Source organism: Klebsiella sp. MISC125 (assembly GCF_051131775.1).
GTDB lineage: Bacteria > Pseudomonadota > Gammaproteobacteria > Enterobacterales > Enterobacteriaceae > Klebsiella.
The window spans coordinates 3,820,615-3,840,349 of the sequence record NZ_CP180448.1; the positions used below are offsets into that span (position 1 = coordinate 3,820,615).

General features: G+C 58.9%; 18 protein-coding genes and 1 pseudogene. 9 read left to right on the forward strand and 10 right to left on the reverse strand.

What is annotated here, in order from left to right; all coding sequences use genetic code 11:
• The first annotated feature begins 68 nt into the window (after positions 1 to 68).
• The 4 genes from hpxW to hpxZ are packed head-to-tail and all read left to right on the forward strand — an operon-like array spanning position 69 to position 3,627.
• Positions 69 to 1,652 (forward strand): oxamate amidohydrolase, encoded by a 1,584-nt coding sequence (gene hpxW, locus ACMYSL_RS18145; protein WP_434659288.1) that lies wholly within the window; start codon positions 69 to 71, stop codon positions 1,650 to 1,652.
• Between the two features lie 9 nt (positions 1,653 to 1,661).
• The gene (gene hpxX, locus ACMYSL_RS18150; protein ID WP_434664141.1) at positions 1,662 to 1,850 is read left to right on the forward strand and encodes an oxalurate catabolism protein HpxX; all 189 of its coding nucleotides are present in this window, start codon (positions 1,662 to 1,664) and stop codon (positions 1,848 to 1,850) included.
• The gene (locus ACMYSL_RS18155; RefSeq protein WP_434659290.1) at positions 1,847 to 3,244 is read left to right on the forward strand and encodes an AtzE family amidohydrolase; all 1,398 of its coding nucleotides are present in this window, start codon (positions 1,847 to 1,849) and stop codon (positions 3,242 to 3,244) included. Before hpxX ends, ACMYSL_RS18155 begins: the two co-directional genes overlap by 4 nt.
• The gene (gene hpxZ / locus ACMYSL_RS18160) at positions 3,241 to 3,627 is read left to right on the forward strand and encodes an oxalurate catabolism protein HpxZ (protein ID WP_185931924.1); all 387 of its coding nucleotides are present in this window, start codon (positions 3,241 to 3,243) and stop codon (positions 3,625 to 3,627) included. The genes ACMYSL_RS18155 and hpxZ overlap by 4 nt, the downstream gene beginning before the upstream one ends.
• 314 nt (positions 3,628 to 3,941) lie before the next feature.
• Here the strand turns inward: hpxZ and puuE are convergent, their stop codons facing one another.
• The 3 genes and pseudogenes from puuE to ACMYSL_RS18175 all read right to left on the reverse strand — a co-directional run bounded on the left by puuE (position 3,942) and on the right by ACMYSL_RS18175 (position 6,350).
• On the reverse strand, positions 3,942 to 4,841 hold the full coding sequence (gene puuE, locus ACMYSL_RS18165) for an allantoinase PuuE (protein WP_434664144.1): 900 nt from the start codon (positions 4,839 to 4,841) through the stop codon (positions 3,942 to 3,944).
• A pseudogene (hpxA, locus tag ACMYSL_RS18170) lies at positions 4,726 to 5,634 on the reverse strand (allantoin racemase). Before hpxA ends, puuE begins: the two are co-directional and overlap by 116 nt.
• On the reverse strand, positions 5,634 to 6,350 hold the full coding sequence (locus tag ACMYSL_RS18175) for a GntR family transcriptional regulator (RefSeq protein ID WP_434659292.1): 717 nt from the start codon (positions 6,348 to 6,350) through the stop codon (positions 5,634 to 5,636). The pseudogene hpxA and the gene ACMYSL_RS18175 overlap by 1 nt, the downstream one beginning before the upstream one ends.
• A gap of 144 nt (positions 6,351 to 6,494) precedes the next feature.
• Here ACMYSL_RS18175 and ACMYSL_RS18180 point away from each other — a divergent pair, with 144 nt between their 5' ends.
• Positions 6,495 to 7,982 carry an NCS1 family nucleobase:cation symporter-1 gene (locus ACMYSL_RS18180; protein WP_434659294.1) on the forward strand — a complete coding sequence of 496 codons (1,488 nt, stop codon included), beginning with the start codon at positions 6,495 to 6,497 and terminating at the stop codon, positions 7,980 to 7,982.
• A gap of 110 nt (positions 7,983 to 8,092) precedes the next feature.
• The gene (gene guaD / locus ACMYSL_RS18185; RefSeq protein WP_434659296.1) at positions 8,093 to 9,412 is read left to right on the forward strand and encodes a guanine deaminase; all 1,320 of its coding nucleotides are present in this window, start codon (positions 8,093 to 8,095) and stop codon (positions 9,410 to 9,412) included.
• A 193-nt stretch (positions 9,413 to 9,605) separates the two neighbouring features.
• Here guaD and uraH read toward each other — a convergent pair whose 3' ends face one another.
• Positions 9,606 to 9,932, reverse strand: coding sequence for a hydroxyisourate hydrolase (gene uraH, locus ACMYSL_RS18190; RefSeq protein ID WP_142466273.1), 327 nt, complete (start codon positions 9,930 to 9,932; stop codon positions 9,606 to 9,608).
• Positions 9,929 to 10,429, reverse strand: coding sequence for a 2-oxo-4-hydroxy-4-carboxy-5-ureidoimidazoline decarboxylase (uraD, locus tag ACMYSL_RS18195; RefSeq protein WP_434659298.1), 501 nt, complete (start codon positions 10,427 to 10,429; stop codon positions 9,929 to 9,931). The genes uraH and uraD overlap by 4 nt, the downstream gene beginning before the upstream one ends.
• Positions 10,430 to 10,671: 242 nt before the next feature.
• Between uraD and hpxO the strand changes: the two genes are divergently transcribed.
• Positions 10,672 to 11,826 (forward strand): FAD-dependent urate hydroxylase HpxO, encoded by a 1,155-nt coding sequence (gene hpxO, locus ACMYSL_RS18200; protein ID WP_434659300.1) that lies wholly within the window; start codon positions 10,672 to 10,674, stop codon positions 11,824 to 11,826.
• Between the two features lie 229 nt (positions 11,827 to 12,055).
• Here hpxO and hpxR read toward each other — a convergent pair whose 3' ends face one another.
• On the reverse strand, positions 12,056 to 12,979 hold the full coding sequence (hpxR, locus tag ACMYSL_RS18205; protein ID WP_434659302.1) for a LysR family hpxDE operon transcriptional regulator HpxR: 924 nt from the start codon (positions 12,977 to 12,979) through the stop codon (positions 12,056 to 12,058).
• A gap of 125 nt (positions 12,980 to 13,104) precedes the next feature.
• Here hpxR and hpxD point away from each other — a divergent pair, with 125 nt between their 5' ends.
• Complete coding sequence (gene hpxD, locus ACMYSL_RS18210; RefSeq protein WP_434659304.1) at positions 13,105 to 14,142, forward strand: molybdenum cofactor-independent xanthine hydroxylase subunit HpxD; 1,038 nt, start codon at positions 13,105 to 13,107, stop codon at positions 14,140 to 14,142.
• Positions 14,143 to 14,155: 13 nt separating this feature from the next.
• The gene (locus ACMYSL_RS18215) at positions 14,156 to 15,124 is read left to right on the forward strand and encodes a PDR/VanB family oxidoreductase (RefSeq protein WP_434659306.1); all 969 of its coding nucleotides are present in this window, start codon (positions 14,156 to 14,158) and stop codon (positions 15,122 to 15,124) included.
• Between the two features lie 10 nt (positions 15,125 to 15,134).
• Here ACMYSL_RS18215 and ACMYSL_RS18220 read toward each other — a convergent pair whose 3' ends face one another.
• The 4 genes from ACMYSL_RS18220 to ACMYSL_RS18235 form a co-directional block, all read right to left on the reverse strand.
• Positions 15,135 to 16,163 (reverse strand): ABC transporter ATP-binding protein, encoded by a 1,029-nt coding sequence (locus ACMYSL_RS18220; RefSeq protein WP_434664147.1) that lies wholly within the window; start codon positions 16,161 to 16,163, stop codon positions 15,135 to 15,137.
• Between the two features lies 1 nt (position 16,164).
• Positions 16,165 to 17,739, reverse strand: coding sequence for an ABC transporter permease (locus ACMYSL_RS18225; RefSeq protein ID WP_434659308.1), 1,575 nt, complete (start codon positions 17,737 to 17,739; stop codon positions 16,165 to 16,167).
• A 23-nt stretch (positions 17,740 to 17,762) separates the two neighbouring features.
• Positions 17,763 to 18,779, reverse strand: coding sequence for an iron ABC transporter substrate-binding protein (locus ACMYSL_RS18230; RefSeq protein WP_434659310.1), 1,017 nt, complete (start codon positions 18,777 to 18,779; stop codon positions 17,763 to 17,765).
• Between the two features lie 272 nt (positions 18,780 to 19,051).
• Entirely contained in the window at positions 19,052 to 19,549 is a 498-nt protein-coding gene (locus ACMYSL_RS18235; RefSeq protein ID WP_434659312.1) for a hypothetical protein, read from the reverse strand.
• Positions 19,550 to 19,735 lie beyond the last annotated feature (186 nt).

The window sequence follows — 19,735 nt, forward strand, 5'->3', positions numbered from 1 at the left end:
CTTTACGTTCAGACATGGAACAGCTTTTGCAACCCTCAGCAAACGATTCTGTTAATTGAGGACACTCCATGCAAAGTCATGTTGCCGCCCACGGGATGGCGGTCGCCCCCCATCATCTGGCCAGCCAAAGCGCGCTGGCGGTTCTGCGCGAAGGGGGAAGCGCGATCGAAGCCATGGTCGCCGCAGCCGCTACTATTGCCGTGGTTTACCCGCATATGAACGGGCTCGGTGGCGATGGTTTCTGGCTTATCGTCCCGCCCGATGGCGACCCCATTGCCATCGACGCCAGCGGCGCGGCGGGTTCGCGAGCAACGCCGCAAGCCTATGCCGGGCTGGCGCACATTCCCCATCGTGGCCCGCAAGCAGCGCTGACCGTGGCGGGTACCGTTAGCGGCTGGGATGAAGCGCTGACGGTTTCGCGCGATTTAACCGGCCGCGAACTGCCGCTGACGCGCCTGCTGGAGGACGCCATCGGCTACGCAGCAAACGGCATCCCGGTCACCGCCTCGCAGGCCAGCGCAACCGCCGGTAAATTCAGCGAGCTGCGCGACCAGCCCGGCTTTGCCGAAACGTATCTGGTCGACGGCCAGCCGCCGAAAGCCGGCAGCCGCTTTTTACAACCAGCACTGGCGAACACCTTGCGTCGTTTAACAGAGGAAGGATTAGACAGCTTCTATCGCGGGCCGCTGGCGGAGCATCTGGCTCGCGGCATGGAAAAGTACGGGCTGCCGGTGACCCTCAGCGACCTGCAGCAGCATCGCGCCCGCCGTCCGCTGCCGCTCCGGCTCGATCATCAGCACGGCGAACTGTGGAACCTCGCACCGCCGACTCAGGGGCTGGTTTCGCTGGCCATTCTCGGCATTACCGACCGGCTGGCGATGGCCGAGGCTGACGAGGCGATGACCGTCCACCGCATTGTTGAGGCCACCAAGCTGGCCTTCGGTCTGCGCGACGCGCATATCACCGACCCGCGCCACCTGGATGTCGATATTCAAAGCCTGCTGGAACCCACCGCGCTACAGCCGCTGGCGGATAAAATCAACGACCAGCAGGCCGCTCCGTGGGGCGCAGGCAAAGGTCCTGGCGATACGGTGTGGATGGGCGTGATCGATAAAAACGGCCTTGCGGTTTCCTTTATCCAGAGCCTCTACCACGAGTTCGGCAGCGGCGTGGTGCTGCCGGATAGCGGGATCGTCTGGCAGAACCGTGGAGCGTCGTTCAGCCTTGACCCGAGCCACCTGCTGGCGCTGGCCCCCGGTAAGCAACCGTTCCATACCCTGAATCCCGCCGCCGCACGGCTAAACGATGGCCGGGTGATGGTTTATGGCTCGATGGGCGGCGACGGCCAGCCGCAAACCCAGGCCGCCATCTTCACCCGCTACGTAATGCAAAATGCGCCACTGCAGGAGAGCATCACCCGGCCGCGCTGGCTGCTGGGGCGCACCTGGGGACAAACCTCTGACTCACTCAAGCTGGAGGGCCGCTTCAGCGCTGAAAGCATCGCCCAACTGCGCGAGCTGGGGCACGACGTTGAAGTTCTGGCCGATTTTAGCGAAGCCATGGGCCACGCCGGGGCAATTGTTCGCCACCCCAATGGCCTGTTTGAGGGGGCCAGCGATCCGCGCAGCAACGGCTCCGCCGCCGGATATTAGGAGCTGATGATGAACACACCGCACAACGAATGGGATGCTTATCTCACACAAATGGAACAGCTGCTAGCGCTGGAGCTGGACGAAGAACGCCGCGCAGAGCTCAGGGTGCAGTTCAGCCGCATTGCGGCGATGGCCGGGCCGCTGCTGGTCTTTCCCCTCGACGAGCGCGTCGAAATTGCCGGAGTGTATAAAGCATGAAGCTCAATGAAATGACGATTCACGAAATACAGCGCGCGCTGACCAGCGGTGAACTCAGCGCCAAAGAGATTGCCCGCCATACGCTGGAGAACATCGCCCGCGTTAACCCGCAAATCAACGCCTGGACCCACGTCAGCGAAAAGCGAATGCTGGCTGAAGCGGAGAATATCGACACCCTGCGGCGGGAAAAAAAGCCCCTGCCCGCGCTGGCTGGCGTTCCCTATGCGGTGAAAAATCTGTTTGATGTCGCCGGGCACACGACCCTTGCCGGAGCGCAGTTGCTGAGCGATCGTCCTGCGGCGACTGCCGATAGCTGGGCGGTACGCCAGCTGCATAGCGCGGGCGCGCTGCTATCCGGCATGCTGAATATGGATGCCTACGCCTACGGTTTTACCACTGAAAATAGCCACTACGGGGCGACGCATAACCCGCACGATCTTTCGCGGATCGCCGGAGGTTCTTCAGGCGGTTCGGCGGCAGCGGTGGCCGCCGGGCTGGTGCATTTTTCGCTGGGGAGCGATACCAACGGCTCTATTCGCGTCCCGGCCTCGCTGTGCGGGATATTTGGCCTGAAGCCGACCTTTGGCCGTTTATCTCGCTCCGGTAGCCATCCGTTCGTCGCCAGTCTTGACCACATCGGCCCGTTTGCCCGCAGCGTTTGCGACCTTTCAGCGGTTTATGACGCGCTACAGGGCCGCGATCCCGCCGATGGTTTTCAGGCTGACAAGGCCAGCGAGCGCACGGCGAATCTGCTGCCGCGGGGCCTGGAAGGGCTGCGCTGCGCCACCCTCGGCGGCTATTTTTCAACCTGGTGCGATAGTGATGCGCGTACCGCTGTCGCCCGCGTAGCCCAGGCGCTTGGGGCGCATGAAGAGCTTATCTTCCCGGAGGCCGAACTGGCCCGGTCGGCGGCGTTTATTATGAGTGCCTCCGAGGGGGGAAATCAGTACCTGCCCGCCCTGCGCCGCGAACCTGAACGTTTTGAGCCAAACTCCCGCGAGCGCCTGCTGGCAGGGGCGATGATTCCAGCCTCCTGGTATCTCCAGGCCCAGCGCTTCCGCCGCCACGCGCAGCAGGCGTTTAAAGCCCTGTTCGCCCACGCCGATGTGCTGATCGCCCCGGCGACGCCTTGCAGCGCCACGCTCATCGGCGCGCAGACGATGGAGATCAACGGCCAGCCGCTGCCCATTCGCGCCAGTATGGGGATGCTGACCCAGCCTATCTCTTTCCTGGGGTTACCGGTGGCCACGGTACCGCTGCGCACGGCGAGCGGGCAGCCGATTGGTCTGCAATTAATTGCCGCGCCGTTTAACGAACAAGCCTGCCTGCGCGTGGCGCGGGCGCTGGAAGAGATGGGCATGACCGATGCCCGACCTGCGGAGATAGCTGCATGATGATGCAAGAGCATATTAACCGCCCGCTCGTCCTCGCCGAGGTAACGGCGGCGTTTTACCGCTATGAGGAGGCGCTGGTGAGCAATGATATTGCGGTGCTGGATGAGTTGTTCTGGCACGATAAGCGCACGGTACGGCTGGGAGCCGGGGAAAATTTATACGGTATCGACGAAATTCGCGCCTTCCGCGCCGCCCGGCCTGCCGCCGGTTTGCAGCGCGAACTGCGGCACACCACCATCACCACTTTCGGTGAAGATTACGCGGTGTGCAGCACGGAATTCACCCGAGCAGGCAGCGAGCGCATTGGCCGCCAGCAGCAAACCTGGGTGCGTTTCCCCTTTGGCTGGCGCATCGTCGCCGCCCAGGTCAGTTTGATGAGTTAAGTCCTTGTGCATTTTCCGGTGGCGCCACGGCTTCCCGGGCTACGGGTAGCCCGGACAGATGCGTAGCATCGCCTCCGGGAAACCATGCAACGCTCTGCGGCCTTCCCCCGGGGGCGGCGCAATGCGCCTTGCCCGGGCTACGGGTCCACCGCCGTCTACGGGCCGGTAGCCCGGACAGATGCGCAGCATCGCCTCAGGGAAATCATGCAACACTCTCCGGCCTTACCCCGGGGGCGGCGCAATGCGCCTTGCCCGGGCTACGGGTTTACCGGTAGCCCGGGTAAGCCGCTTGCGGCGCGACCCGGGGAACAACGTTACCCACCAAACGGATGAAATTCGCGCCAGTGGTCGGCAATCTGCTGACGGGTACAGACCCAAACCTGGTCGTGCTGCTGAACATAATCAAGGAAACGCTGCAGGGCACGGAAGCGGCCCGGACGCCCAAGCAGGCGGCAGTGCATGCCGATGGACATCATCTTCGGCGCGCTGGCCCCCTCTTCATACAGCACATCGAAGCTGTCTTTCAGATAGGTGTAAAACTGCTCGGCGGTATTGAACCCTTGGGCAGTGGCGAAGCGCATATCGTTGGCGTCGAGTGTATAAGGCACGATCAGATGCGGCTTACGCGTACCGTCGCTGCACGCCACTTCGCTCCAGAACGGCAAATCGTCGCCGTAATAATCGCTGTCATAATCAAAACCGCCGTGTTCAACCACCAATTGGCGGGTATTGGGGCTATCGCGCCCGGTGTACCAGCCGGTGGGCGGTTTGCCAAACAGATCGGTTAACACCTGCACCGCTTTATTCAGATGCTCCCGCTCCTGCTCAATGGGCATATTCTGGTAATGGATCCAGCGCCAGCCGTGGCTAACCACGTCATAGTTCGCCGCTTTAATCGCCTCGACCACCTCGGGATGACGCACCAGCGCCATGGCGACGCCGAACACGGTCAGCGGCAGTCCACGCTTGCTGAACTCATTATGGATGCGCCAGAAACCCGCGCGGCTGCCGTACTCATATAATGAATCCATCGACATATGGCGGTCAGGATAGCTGGCGGCACCGATGATGTCGGAGAGAAACTGTTCGGAACCGGCGTCACCGTGCAGCACATGGTTTTCCGAACCTTCTTCGTAGTTCAAAACAAACTGCACGGCAACCCGCGCGTTGTTCGGCCACTGCGCATGCGGCGGCTGCCCGCCGTAGCCGCACAGGTCGCGCGGATAATCGTCTGCCCAAAATGCCATCTGCCACCTCTTCAATTTAAAATGGATTTAATGCCTGAAATTTGCCGCTCAACGCCTTAGCTTCGGGAAAGGCCAGATCGCCGTGCTTGCTGGTCGACAGACCCAACGCCACCAGCGACTCAACCATTTTGACCGCCGCGCTGACGCCATCGATCACCGGCACGCGCAGCTCGCGAGTCAGCTCCTGAGCGATCGTCGCCATCCCGCCGCAGCCCAGCACGATAGCCCCGCAGCCATCCTCCTTTAGCGCCTGAATACAGCGCGCGCGCACCTTCTCCTGCGCCAGACCGCTGCCGTCCTCCAGCGCCAGCACCGGTAAATCAATCGCGTGCAGCGCGGCGCAATGGTCGTGAAAACCATACTGATGCAGGAGATGACGAGCGATAATTAAGGTGCGCGGTAGCGTGGTCACGATGGAGAAACGGGTGGCGACCAGCGTCGCCATATGCATCGCCGCTTCCGCAATCCCCACCACCGGCCCTTGCGCTAGCTCGCGCGCTGCCAGCAGTCCTGGGTCGCCGAAGCAGGCAATCACGTGACCATCCACCCCCTGCTGGCGACCGGCTTTAATCTGCTCGAGCACGCCGACGGCGGCAATGGCTTCATCAAAATGGCCCTCTATTGACGGCACGCCCTCGCTCGGGCAGACCGCCAGAATTTCGGTTCCCGGCGCGGCAACCGCCCGCGCGGCGGCACCGATGGTTTCCGTCATCCCGGGGCTGATATTGGGATTTATCACTTGTATACAAATAGCGGCCATTACGGCTCCTTAAAATCGGCAAACAGCCGGGCAAAATCAGGTAAGGTCATGCCAGAACGCTCAAAGCAGAGGCTGGCGACGATATGTTCAAAATGGTGCGTTAGCGCATCGCTCAGGGGCTGCAGCGCTTTGTCGCGTAATAGCTGAATAAGCTGTTCATGATCGTCACAGCGGCAGCCCTGACGCCACGGCGATCCCCACGCCGCGATAACTAATGAAGAGCGCTGGCTCAGGCGGGTCACCATCTCGGTGAGCACTTGATTGCCGGAAATCGCCTGTAGCTGGATATGAAACTCGGCGGAGTAGCGGATCGCCGCCGGGCCGTTATAGCTTTCGTGCGCCAGCTGCTCCTGACGGGTAATGGTTTCCAGCGCCGCCAGATGCGGCGGCTGGCAGCGCGCCAGCACATCCGGCAAATTCGCCACCTCCAGCAACGCGCGGGTGCGAAAGATCTCCTGCGCTTCTTCTACCGTCGGGCTGGCGACCTGTGCACCACGTTTGGGCGTCAAAGCGACCATTTGCACAGTGGCGAGCCGTTGCAGCACTTTTCTGATCCCCGTGCGGCTCACGCCAAACACCTCCGCCAGGGCCTCTTCCGGCAGTTTGCTTCCCGGCGGCAGCTGATGCTCAACGATAGCGGTCATCAGCGCCTGATAGATTGATTCGTCTTTGTCATGCAGCTCTGGCGCGGCCTGCAGGCGATGTTGGTTGTTCATTAACCACTCCGATTTTTACTTTTTAATGCCAAATCGTATACATAAAAATAAATTATTGCATACAAAATTAACTATTTTGGCCTGAATCCTGCAACAGCCTCTGCAATCCATTTAAACGGGTTTTCATTTACAGGAGCAGGTTTCATGCCAAATACACAAAATACGCACCAGGTTAAGGCCGCTGATCCCCACGCTGGATACAGCCCACGACTTTGCAATGAGGATCTGGCGCCGACGCGCGACCAGAACTGGAGCTGGTACAACATCTTTTCTTTCTGGATGTCGGATGTGCACAGCATGGGGGGTTATGTGGTAGCCGCGAGCTTCTTTACTCTTGGCCTGGCAAGCTGGCAGGTGCTGCTGTGCCTGCTGGTGGGGATTTGTATCGTTCAGCTGTGCGCGAATCTGGTGGCGAAGCCCAGCCAGATGGCGGGCGTCCCCTACGCGGTGATTTGTCGTCAGGCGTTTGGCGTCTTCGGGGCCAATATTCCGGCGGTGATCCGCGGACTTATCGCCTTCGCGTGGTACGGCATTCAGACTTATCTGGCGGCTAACGCGCTGATGCTGGTGCTGCTGAAATTCTTTCCTTCGCTGTCGACGCTCACCGAAGCCAGCTTCCTTGGCCTGTCGCATCTGGGCTGGCTGTGCTTCGCCACCATGTGGCTACTGCAGGCAATGGTGTTCTGGCACGGGATGAGCGCCATTAAGCGCTTTATCGATATTGCCGGTCCGGCGGTCTACGTAGTGATGCTGGCGTTAGCGGGATGGATTGTATACAAAACTGGTTTTGACGGGATCTCATTTACCCTCGCCAGCAAATCGCTGAGCACTGGGGAGCAAACCTGGCAGATGATCACCGCCACCGCGCTGGTGGTCTCCTACTTCTCCGGCCCGCTGCTCAACTTTGGCGATTTCTCGCGCTACGGTAAAAGCATGGGCGAGATCCGCCGCGGCAACCGCTGGGGCCTACCGTTCAACTTCCTGCTGTTCTCTGTCGTGACCGTGGTGATTGTTTCCGGCACCCAGTCGCTGTTTGGCCGCATGATCACCGACCCGATTGAGACCGTCAGCCGCGTGGGCAACGACCTGGCGGTCGCCATTGGCCTGCTGACCATGATCACCGCCACCATCGGGATTAATATCGTGGCTAACTTTGTCTCTCCGGCGTTCGATTTCTCGAACTGCTCGCCGCAGAAAATCAGCTTCCGTACCGGAGGGATGATTGCTGCGGTAGGGTCAATCCTGCTGACGCCGTGGAACCTGTTTAACTCACCGGAGCTTATCCACTATACCCTCGACGTCCTGGGGGCGTTTATCGGCCCGCTGTTCGGTATCCTGATCGTCGATTTTTACATCATTAAGCGCGGGCAGGTTTCGGTCAACGACCTGTTCGACGACACGCCAAAAGGCCAGTACTGGTACCGCAACGGCTTTAACCCGAAAGCGATCGCCGCGCTGGTGCCCTCCGTGGCTATTGGTCTGATCATCAGCTTTATTCCAGCCCTGCACGAAGTGGCTAACTTTAGCTGGTTTATCGGCGTATTCCTGAGCGGCGCGGCCTATCGCTGGATTGCCCGCGATGAACGGGTCGGCGCCACTGCCGGTTTTAGCGCCCTCGCCCAGAAAGAGTGATTCTCCTTCCCCCGCCGCGGCATCCTGTCGCGGCGGTTCTCCTCCTGCGCAAACTGGCATCAATCTTGCTCAATTAACCTATCCTTTCGCTAATCCACAAGGCAGCCAAGATGATGGACTACCATGCCGCAGTTCGCGGCGCATTTTTCGATATCGCCGCCGTTGCCGATAGCGCTGACGATATCGCCCGCCACGCGCGCTATCTGGAAGATGGTATTTTGTTTCTCCGGGACGGGTGCATTCAGGCGCTGCTGCCCTGGCAGGAGGGCGAACAGTATCTGCATCCGCTGAAGGGCTATCGCGACCTGCGCGGTAAGCTGCTGCTCCCCGGCTTTGTCGATGCCCACGTGCATTATCCGCAGACCGAAATGATTGGCGCATTCGGCGAGCAGCTACTGGAGTGGCTCACTACCTACACGTTTCCGGTGGAGAGCCAGTTTGCCGACGCCGACTACGCCGGGGAGATCGCGCAATTTTTCGTTAACCAGTTGCTGAGTCACGGCACCACCACCGCGCTGGTATTTTGCACTTTGCATCCGCAATCGGTCGATGCGCTGTTTAGCGAAGCGCTACGGCTGAATATGCGCCTGCTCGCCGGGAAAGTGATGATGGACCGCCACGCGCCGGATTATCTGAGCGAAAGCGCAGAGCAAAGCTACCGACAAACTCGCGAGCTGATCCAACGCTGGCACCAGCGCGGCCGCCTTGGCTACGCCATTACGCCACGCTTCGCGCCAACCTCGACGCCGGAGCTGCTGGCGGCGGTGCAGCAGCTGCGGGAAGAGTTTCCCGATACCTGGCTGCATACCCACCTGAGCGAAAACCTCAACGAAGTCGCATGGGTAAAAAGCCTGTGGCCGGAACATGAGCACTATCTTGATGTTTACCATCACTATCGGTTGACCGGCGAGCGCAGCGTATTCGCCCACGGTATTCATCTGGCGGATGCAGAGTGGCAGTGCCTGCACGATACCGGTTCGGCGCTGGCCTTTTGCCCGACCTCAAATCTGTTTCTCGGCAGCGGACTGTTTCGTTTGCCGACCTGCTGGCAGAAAAAGGTGCGGATGGGTATCGGTAGCGATGTTGGCGCAGGCACGACGTTCAGTATGCTGCGCACTCTCGGCGAGGCGTATAAAGTGAGCCAGCTGCAAAGCTATCGCCTGCGCGCCAGCGAAGCGTTCTACCATGCCACTCTCGGCGGCGCGCGCGCCCTGCGTCTTGATGAGAAGATTGGTAATTTCCAGCCGGGAAAAGAAGCCGATTTTGTGGTTATCGATCCAGCGGTCACGCCGCTTCAGCGCTTACGCAACGGGCGTTGCAAAGATATCTATGAGCAGTTGTTCGTCCTGATGACCCTGGGCGATGAGCGTAATATCAGCGAGACGTGGGTGAACGGCGAGCGCGTATGGGGAGATGCAATAGCGGAGTAGTTTTTTCCCGGGTCGCGGCGCAAACGCCTTACCCGGGCTACCGGACCACAAGCGACTGCGGACGTGTAGCCCGGCCAAGCGTAGCGCCGCCGGGAAAACCAGCCGCAGAGGATTTTCATTCAGAGACCATCCCGGGTCGCGGCGCAAGCGCCTTACCCGGGCTACCAAACTACAGCGCCGCCTCCGGGGGAATTTAGCTGCCGCGATAGGTCGACCAGCCGCCGGGAGCGATTAAAAACGGTAGATGAAAGTGGTCGTCCGCCGCCTCGCGGATGGCAAAATCAATCTGCGCGTTCAGATACAGCGTCTCGCGCCCGCTGGCGGCAAACCATTCGCCAATCTCGGCAACCAGCCGGTAAGACCCCACCGCCAGCGGCCCGGCCCCCAGTTCGCCAATGCGGCCATGACTATCGGTCACGCCGCTGGCAATCCGCGCCCCTTCTCGCTCCAGCACAACCTTAACGCCCTGCGCCGGGCGGCCGGTTGAGATATCCAGAATATGGGTGCTTAAGGTGCTCATTCGCCAATAACTCCTTCCAGTCTTAATAAGGTGATTTCGCGCAGCTGCGCTAACGCGTCCTGTACTTCTTCGCTATCGCTATTACGCAAACGACGCGACAGCATCTCTAAGATCTCATCCCTGCTGCGCCCTTTGGCGCGAATCAAAAAGACCCGGCCAAAACGCGCTTCGTAGCGGGCATTGCCCTCTTTCAGCGCCTGGGTCAGCCGGACATCGCGATCGTTAACGTTCCCTTGTTCCTGACGTGAGAGCGCCGCATGCGCCTCTTGCCCTGCGGGCTTCTCGCCGATACGCGGATGGGCGCTCAGCGCCTCGTTCAATTCCGCTTCCCCCCACTCCTGCATCAGCTGCTGCGCGGTGCTGAGCAGCACGGCAAAATTCGCAAATGGTCGTGCCTGTATCAGCGACGCTGACCAGATTGGAAGCGCTACGCAGGGCTGAAGCACAGCGCGAGCATCGTCTTGACTGAGCTGATTAAAGCGTTCCAGAGAAATCATAGTGGCTCCTTTAGCCTCACTCACAACCTGAACCTTGCATAAACCACGCCAAACCTCCCCCACATGAAACAATAGATTCCCCATAACTCAATTAGCAATTTTTGATTCATAAAAAGGCATTCACGGTGGCAAAACGCACTACTTTGGCGCATTTACGCCGCCCTTTGCCGTAAATATCGCCGTTCAACAGGGTGGTACGCAAATTGCTCAAGCCAATAACGACCCAGGCAAAGGAGAAGTAAATGAAGGCATTAGTTATCGGCGGCGGAATTGGCGGCCTGAGCGCGGCGGTGGCGCTGAAAAATGCAGGCATAGACTGCGAAGTGTTTGAAGCAGTTAAAGAAATTAAGCCGGTGGGCGCGGCTATCTCTATCTGGCCCAACGGCGTGAAGTGTATGCAGCATTTGGGCATGGGCGAGATTATCGAGAACTACGGCGGCCCGATGCATTTTCTGGCTTACAAGGATTACCTGCAGGGAGAGAACCTTACCCAGTTCAGCCTTGCTCCGCTGGTGGAACGCACCGGAGGTCGTCCCTGCCCGGTGTCCCGCGCCGAGCTACAGCGAAAAATGCTCGAATTCTGGGGGCGCGATGCCGTGCAGTTTGGTAAACGGGTCACCCGCTGCGAAGAACACGCCGACGGCGTTCGCGTCTGGTTTACCGACGGGTCGACGGCTGAGGGGGATTTTTTAATTGCCGCCGACGGTAGCCATTCAGCGCTGCGCCCTTACGTCCTCGGCTTTAGCCCGGAGCGGCGCTACGCGGGCTACGTTAACTGGAATGGTCTGGTAGAAATCGATGAGGTGATTGCGCCGGGTAATCAGTGGACGACCTTTGTCGGCGAGGGCAAGCGCGTGTCGCTGATGCCGGTTTCTGATGGGCGGTTTTACTTTTTCTTTGATGTTCCGCTCCCGACCGGGCTTGCTGAGGATCGCAACACGTTGCGCGCGGATCTCAGCCGTTATTTCAGCGGTTGGGCGCCGCAGGTGCAGAAGCTGATTGCTGCTCTCGATCCGCAGACCACCAACCGGATTGAAATCCATGATATTGAGCCGTTTGATAAGCTGATCCGCGGTAAGGTCGCTCTGCTGGGCGACGCTGGGCACAGCACCACCCCGGATATCGGCCAGGGCGGCTGCGCGGCGATGGAAGATGCGGTGGTGCTGGGAGATCTGTTCCGCCAGAGCCACGATATTGCCGGGGTATTGCAGCAGTATGAAGCGCTGCGCCGCGACCGGGTTCGCGACCTGGTGCTGAAAGCGCGTAAACGTTGTGATGTGACCCATGGCAAAGATATGGCGCAGACGCAAGCCTGGTACCAGGAGCTGCAAACCGAGACCGGTGAGCGGATTATCAACGGCCTGTGCGAAACCATTCAGGGCGGCCCGTTAGGGTAATGGCTGTGGTTCCGAGCCCTTCCCGGGTTGCAGACGGCAATAAACCCGTAGCCCGGGAAGCCGCAGCGCCACCGGGGAAACAGGTTGCAGGAAATTTCAGGTTAGGCACATTCCCGGAGGCGGCGCGTTGCGCCTGTCCGGGCTACCAGCCCGCAGACGGCGGTGAACCCGTAGCCCCGGTAAGCGCAGCGCCACCGGGGAGGCAAAGCGCAGAGGATTTCAGACCGGGCTACTCGTTCGCAGAGGACGGCGTCTGCATCTCCTCCATCACCGCGGTGAGTTTCTGAATCGCCATTTGCGCCGGGCGGGAAAGCTGGCGCGAGGGAGCGGTACACAGGGCCAGGGTGAGAGGTCGTAGCAGCTTGTTGCGCAGCGGGACAAACGCCAGCAGCCCGCTTTTTACCTCATCCAGCACGTCCAGGCGGCTGAGGATGGTCACGCCGCTGCCTTTGAGCACCAGCGACTTAATCAGCCGGATATCGTTGCAGCTGATGCTGTTCGCCGGGGAAAAATCATAATGTCGATAGAGCATCGCAACCTGCTCATGAACGATCAGCGGCGCGCCGGGAAGAATATGCCGCTCCTCGCTTAGCTCACCCAATAAGAGCATCGCAGCATGCGCCTGGGGACGATCCGGGCGCATCACCACGCCCATCTCCAGCTCTGCAAAGGCCAGCACGCTTAGCCCGGCCTGGCCTTCGGGGTCCAGAATCAGGCCGAAATCGAGATCCGCTTGCCGCACCTTCTGGCTGACGGTATGGCTGTCCGCCACCTGCAGATTCAGCTCCAGCCACTGCCAGCTGGCGATGATCTCCGCCAGCGCGGCGGCAAAGCACCCTTCCGCCAGCGCCTGCACCATACCAACGCTAACGGTACCGCGCTTCAGCCCCTGCAGCTCATCAAACTTCTGCCGCGTCAGATGAAACTCCTTTTGCCAGCGCAGCAGGTCGTTGTACAGCAACTCTCCGGCGGTGGTCATGCGCAGCCCTTCCGGCAGGCGCTCAAAAAGCGGCGTGCCGAAGGCTTCTTCCGCCTGCAAAATTTGCCGGTTAATCGCCGAGGCGGAAATATGCAGTTTTTCCGCCGCCCGCCGCAGGCTGCCGCTGCGGGCTACTTCGGCAAAATAGAGAGCAAAACGCGAAAATGGACTCATCTTTATCTGTACTCTTTTTTGCAACAGCTAGCTGAATTAATGGCAATGGATGTCAACACCCTAATATGGCAACAATAAACTCACAACAATTAAACAAATGTTTTTTGTGAGCAGGAAGAGAAGCCATGAACAGACAACAACCCACCCCACCCGCCCATTGCACCTTTGAGCCTGAAGACTGGCTGCGCCTGGCGAAATGCTGGCACCCGGTCGCCCGCGCCTGCGATATCGGCCCCGCGCCGGTGAAAGCCGTCCTGCTTGATGAGCAGCTGGTTATCTATCGAATTAAGGGCCAGGTGGTGGTCGCTCGCGACGTCTGCCCCCATCGCGGCGTGCCGCTGACGCTCGGTTTTCATGATGAGGAAGGGATCGTCTGCCCCTACCATGGCCTGCGCTTCGGCGAAGATGGCCGCTGCAACCGCATCCCTTCCAGTCCTGACCAGCCGGTACCGGCAAAGCTTAACCTCACCTCTTTTGCGGTGGAGGAGCGCTATGGTCTGATCTGGACCTGCCTGGCCTTCGACCCGGAAAATCCCCTGCCGCTGCCGGTGATGCCACACTGGCACGACGACGGCTTCCAGCAAATTAACTGCCCGGCATTTGAAGTCAACGGCTTTGCGGGTCGCCAGGTTGAGGGCTTTCTTGATGTCGCCCATTTTGCGTGGATCCATACCGATACCTTCGCCGACCCGGATAATCAGGTAGTACCGAACTACAATCCGCAGGAAACGGCGTTTGGTTTTATCGCCGATTACTGGAGTTCGGTCGGCAACTATCCCGCCAGCTCCGAATTTCGCGCGCCGGAAGGTTTCCAGTGGCTGCGCCGTTTCGAGATGCATCTGCCGTTTACCGCCACGCTGACGATTCATTTCCCCGGTGACGCCAGGCTGGTGATTATGAACGCCGCCTCACCCGTTTCCTCGCGAATAACCCGGATGTTTGCGCCTATCGCGCGCAATTTCGACCTGCACGTGCCGGTGGAAGATGTCCACGCGTTTAACCTGCGCGTCTTTGAGGAAGATCGCCTGATGGTGGAGACCCAGCGCCCGGAAAGATTACCGCTGGATTTAACCCTCGAAGCGCATATCCCCGCCGATCGCAGCTCTATCGCCTATCGGCGCGGGCTGAAGAAAATGGGCTTCGGCGACTTTTTCCTCGTCTGAGTGGAGAATCATCATGAGCGATATAATAGAGGTTATCGTTGACGGTCTCTGGCGTCAGGGGAGTCAAAGCCTCGCCGTCAGGCTGGTAGCGCAGAACGGTCAACCGCTCCCCGGCTGGCAGCCCGGCGCGCATATTGATGTGCATCTGCCCTGCGGGATTATCCGCCAGTATTCGCTTACCGGCCCTGAAAGTCCCGATGACGGATACCTGATTTGCGTCGCGCTGGAGAAAACATCCCGCGGCGGCTCGCGCTATATTCATCAGCAACTGCGTCCCGGCCAGACGCTGCTGATTTCCTACCCGCGAAACCTGTTTCATTTACACGCGGCGGAACGGGTGACGCTGCTGGCCGCCGGGATTGGGATTACGCCACTGTATGCGATGGCGCTCAGGCTGGGCGCAGAGGGCGTACCGTTTACGCTGCATTATTATCTGAAAAACCGCCAACAGGGGGCGTTTGTACGCGAACTGCAGCAGCGGTTCAGCGCTGAAAGCGTGGTGATTCATAGCTCTTGCGAAGAGGATAGCGCCCGGCACAACTTGGCCGCGGCGCTGAAGGATGCGCATAACGGGCATCCGATATATCTCTGCGGGCCAGAGGGTTTTATGGCCACCGCGCGTCGGGTGGCGCGGGAAAAAGGCTGGACCGAAACGCTGATCCATAGCGAAGCCTTTCAGCCCATCGTAACGCCAGCCGGTGCTCAGGAGGGAGAAACCTTTAACGTGACGCTGGCGTCATCGGGCGAACAGTGGCCGGTGCCCCCGGATAAAACCATTGCTCAGGTACTCCAGGAGAACGGCGTCCCCGTCCCGCTCTCCTGTGAAATGGGGATTTGCGGTGCCTGCCTGACGCCGGTCATCGACAGGGTTGTCGATCATCGCGACACCGTGCAGTCGGAGGCGGAGAAATCCGCCAGCGCGCAGCAGATTGCCCTGTGCTGCTCGCGCAGTCGGTCGGCAAATCTGTGCATTGATTTATGACTTTGCGACGTTAACTAACAAAGACTCGCGCCTTGCCCACGACGTCGATTCGCACCGCCGCCCCCACTCTCCAGCCGTGCTGGCTGACGGTTTTGACGATCAGCGGTTCATGTTGACCGGGAATCGCCAGGGTTAACGTTGACAGGTGGCCGGTAAAATCGACATCGCGGATGGTCAGAGGCTTTTTATCTGCCGGGCAGGAGGAAATAACCAATTGTTCCGGGCGCAGCATCACCCGCCCCTGTCCGACGGCATCAGGATTGTCGGTGAACACTTCGCCAATCGCGCAGCTTGCGCGTCCGCCGCGAAGCTCGGCAGGCAGCATCAGCGCATCGCCGAGAAATAGCGCGGTCTCTTCATCAACGGGATGGCTATAGACCTCAAACGGCGTACCGACCTGGGCAAAACGCCCCTGACGCATCACCGCAACCTGGCTGGCAAAAGAGAGCGCCTCGTTCTGATCGTGAGTCACCAGGATCGATGCGACCCCAGCCTGTTCCAGGAGATCCGCCGTAGCTTTACGCGTGGTCGCACGCAGCCCGGTATCGAGGGCTGAGAAAGGTTCATCCAGCAGCATCAGCGCGGGCTGCTGGGCCAGCGCGCGCGCCAGAGCGACGCGCTGCTGCTGACCGCCGGAGATTTCATGCGGCCAGTGGTTCGAAAGCTGGCTGTCCAGCGACACCATATCCATCAGCGCCGCCACCCGCTGGTATTTCTCCTGACGACTGCCGTCCAGACCCCAGGCAATATTGTCCGCAACGTTAAGATGGGGGAACAGAGCGCCTTCCTGCGGAACAAAACCCACCCCACGCAGGTGGGCCGGAATAAATGTCCCCTGCGTAAACAGCGTTCGCCCCTGCAACACGATGCGCCCGCTGTCCGGCGTTTCGAAGCCCGCAAGGATCCGCAGCAGCGTCGTTTTACCGGAGCCGGAGGGGCCGACAATCGCCGTCCGGCTGCCTGCGGCCACCGTCAGATTCAGGTCATCGAGCACGCGCGTACCGGCAAAAGATTTTGAGATTGAGGAGAGTTCGAGCATTTTACAGGCCTGCGATTTTTTTCGACTGTACATAGAGAATACCGGTCAGCGGCAGCGACAGCAGAATCATCAGCATCGCGTAAGGCGCGGCGGCGACATAATCAATCTCGCTGGTTAAGGCCCAGAAGCCGGTTGAGAGCGTGCGGGTACCGAGCGGAGAAAGCAGCAACGTGGCGGTCAGTTCATTAGTGACACCGAGGAATACCAGCGCCGCCCCCGCTGCCGCGCCCGGCGCCGCCAGGCGCATCGTCACGCTCCATAGCGCCCGGCCGGGGCTGCGGCCTAAACTGCGGGCGACGTTTTCCAGCTCGACCGGAGCCTGAGCGATTCCGGCGCGCAGGTTGATAAGCGCCCTGGGCATAAACATCAGCAGGTAAGCCAGGAACAGCGTGACTTCAGTTTGATAGATGGGTCGCGCGTAGTGAATAGTGACCGTCACCAGCGCCAGCGCCGTAACGATGCCGGGCAGAGAGCTGGTCACGTAGTTACACCCCTCCAGCAGGCGAAAAAGACGCTGCGGATAGCGAACGCCCAGCCAGGCGATGGGGACCGCGCAGGCGGTGGTGAGGAGAGCGCCCACCGCGCCAAGAAATAGCGTTTGCCGCAGAGAGTGCCAAAGGTCGGCGTTCATCCAGCTCGCCATTCCGCCCAGCCATAGCCAGCGGCAGAGCACCATCAGCGGAACCCCCAGCGCCAGGATGACCAGCGTCAGCAGCGCGAGCTGTAGAGGGATCGCCGCCCGCAGGCTCAGCCGCCAGCGTTTTTGTTCGCGCGCGGTTCCTGACCCAATTCTGGCATAGCGCGCTTTGCCCCGCGACGCTCCTTCCAGCAATAGAATGGCCAGACAGCAAAGCGCCAGCACCCCAGCCAGCATATTCGCCGCCGGGCCGCTGAAGGTCGACTGGAACTGGTCGTAAATAGCGGTCGTAAAGGTATCAAAGCGGACCATCGCAAACAGGCCGTACTCCGCCAGCAGGTGTAGCGCCACCAGCAGCGCGCCGCCGCATATCGCCAGCCTGAGCTGCGGCAAAACCACGCGCAAAAAGACGCGCCACGGCGGCGAACCTAATGAGGCGGCAACATCTTCCAGCGTGGGATCCAGACGGCGCAATACCGCGGCAACCGGCATATAGATAAACGGGTAATAGGCCAGCAGCGAAAGGAACACCCCGGCGGAAAGACCGTGCAATGAGGGTACCGCGCTGACCCAGGCGTAGCTTTGCACGAAGGCCGGGATCGCCAGCGGCGCAACCGCCAGCACCGACCAGACTCGCCGCCCGGCCAGCAAGGTCCGCTCCGTGAGCCAGGCCAGAGCAACGCCCAGCGCAATGCAAAGCGGTACCGTCAGCGCTATAAGCCACAGGGTATTACTCAGCAGCTCACCGACGCGCGGGCGAAATACCAGCGTTTTGATAGTCTGCCAACCGGTTTCAATGCCTACGGCAACGACAAATCCCAGCGGCAGCAGCGCCATCAGGGAAAACAGAATAGCTAAAACGATCATCGGAAAGGCAGGACGCCTGCGCTCGGGCAGGCGTTGTGCTTTTTTCCCGAGCACGAAACTCAGAGAAGACATGGCGTATTCACTTTATCTGGCGATTACAGCAGGCCAGCCTGGGTCATCAAATCGACCACTTTTTTGCTGTTCAGTGAAGATGGCTCAACCTTCGGCGCATCCAGGTCTTTCAGCGGCGTCAATTTCGGGTTGGATGCGGCGTTAACGCCCACGGCATATTCAAAGGCGTTGTTGGTACGCAGCTCTTCCTGGCCCTGCTTGCCAGTTATCCACTTGATAAAGGCCTGCGCCTGTTCCTGATGTTTGCTGGAAGCCAGAACGCCACCGCCGGAAATGCTGACAAAAGCGCCCGGGTCCTGGTTTTTAAAGTAGTAGAGACGGGTGTTGTTGCTGTTCTCGCCGGTTTTCGCCTGATCGACAAAGCGGTAATAATGGTAGATAACGCCGCCATCAATCTGACCGGCATTCACCGCCTTCATCACCGTGCTGTTGCCTTTGTAGGCCACGAAATTGGTTTTCATCGCTTTGAGCCATTCGAGCGTAGCCTGCTCACCCTTCAGCGCCAGCATCGCGCTGACGATAGCCTGGAAATCCGCGCCCGATGGCGAAGCGCCCCAGCGGCCTTTCCACTCCGGCTGCGCCAGATCCATCAGCGATTTTGGCAGCTGCGCTTCACTGATTTTTGCCGGGTTATAGACGAATACGGTACTGCGGGCGGCAATGCCAATCCAGCGTCCATGTTCAGGGCGATATTGCGGCACAACCTGTTTGAGAGTTTCAGGCGCCAGCGCTGCAAACAGCTTCGCGTTATCCACCAGCACCATCGCCGGAGAGTTTTCCGTCAGGAAGACATCCGCCGGGGAGGCAGACCCCTCCTGCACCAGCTGATTCCCCAGCTCGCTATCGCCGCCGTTACGCAGCGTCACTTTAATTCCTGTCTCTTTAGTAAAGCCATCCACCCATGACTTAACCAGATTTTCATGCTGCGCGTTATAGACAACAATTCCCTCGCTGCTGTCAGCAGCCATAACCTGCGGGGCAAGAAATGCAGAAGAAGCAAGCAACGCAGCGGTGCAATAAAACGATAAGCGAAAACGCATAAGCTAATCCTTAGTATATGTGGGCAAATTAAACCAACCAGCCGGCGGAAAGGATTAAAACACAGTGAAATGTGAATGATAATGAAAACAATTACCATCTAATAAAAAGAGTGAAATATACTGAATGCGGATACTTGAGGACGGGAAAATTCTTTTAAAAAAGAATGGAAATAATGAACATTAAAATAACCTTAAGACGACTTAACTTTTTACAGCCATTAATTAAAAACATGATCATCATCGCACTGGCGTGATACAGAATACACGCTTAATTAGCGAAAACTCCACTGTATGCTGACGACAAAAACGGTCGGGATAATAATCCCGGTTTCAATGCCAAAGTAATCGGTGAAGTTGTACTGAAAACCATGATAAATATAGGGAGAAAAGCCGATCCCAGTGGCATCTTTAAAATCCTTATAAGAACCATGGTCACCGCAGTGCTCAAAAGCATCGAAGAAGAATTCACCCACGTAGCCGTAAATGCCCTTAAATACCCAACCGTTGCCGAAGGATACCCAGTCGCGGCGCACGCCAAGCGCGATGCAGCGGTCGTCAAAGCTGTTTTTCATCGTCCCGGCCAGCAGGCTGTACTTTGAGTCCTCAGAGAACTTGCGCTCAACGGAGGCAAACTGGTTATCAAAACCTTCAGTGTACTGCCCGTGGTTGTTCGACAAATGATAAATCCATGAGCCGGTATTAACTGAATAGAGATTGATTTCATCCGCCTGCACGAGCGTCGCCGAGGTAAACAAAGCGGCAGTCGCCATTGCGCACTTCATTTTTCTGTACATCCGTATCGTCTCTTGGTTCAGGCATCAGATAATGAGAGTATAGAAACCGCCGCGCAGGTCTGCTGCACAAATGACTGATTTTCTGCAACTTGATATTTCAATAACTTTTATGCAGGCAAATTTTATCAAAAAATAATCTTCAACTGTTATTTACTCGGCAAC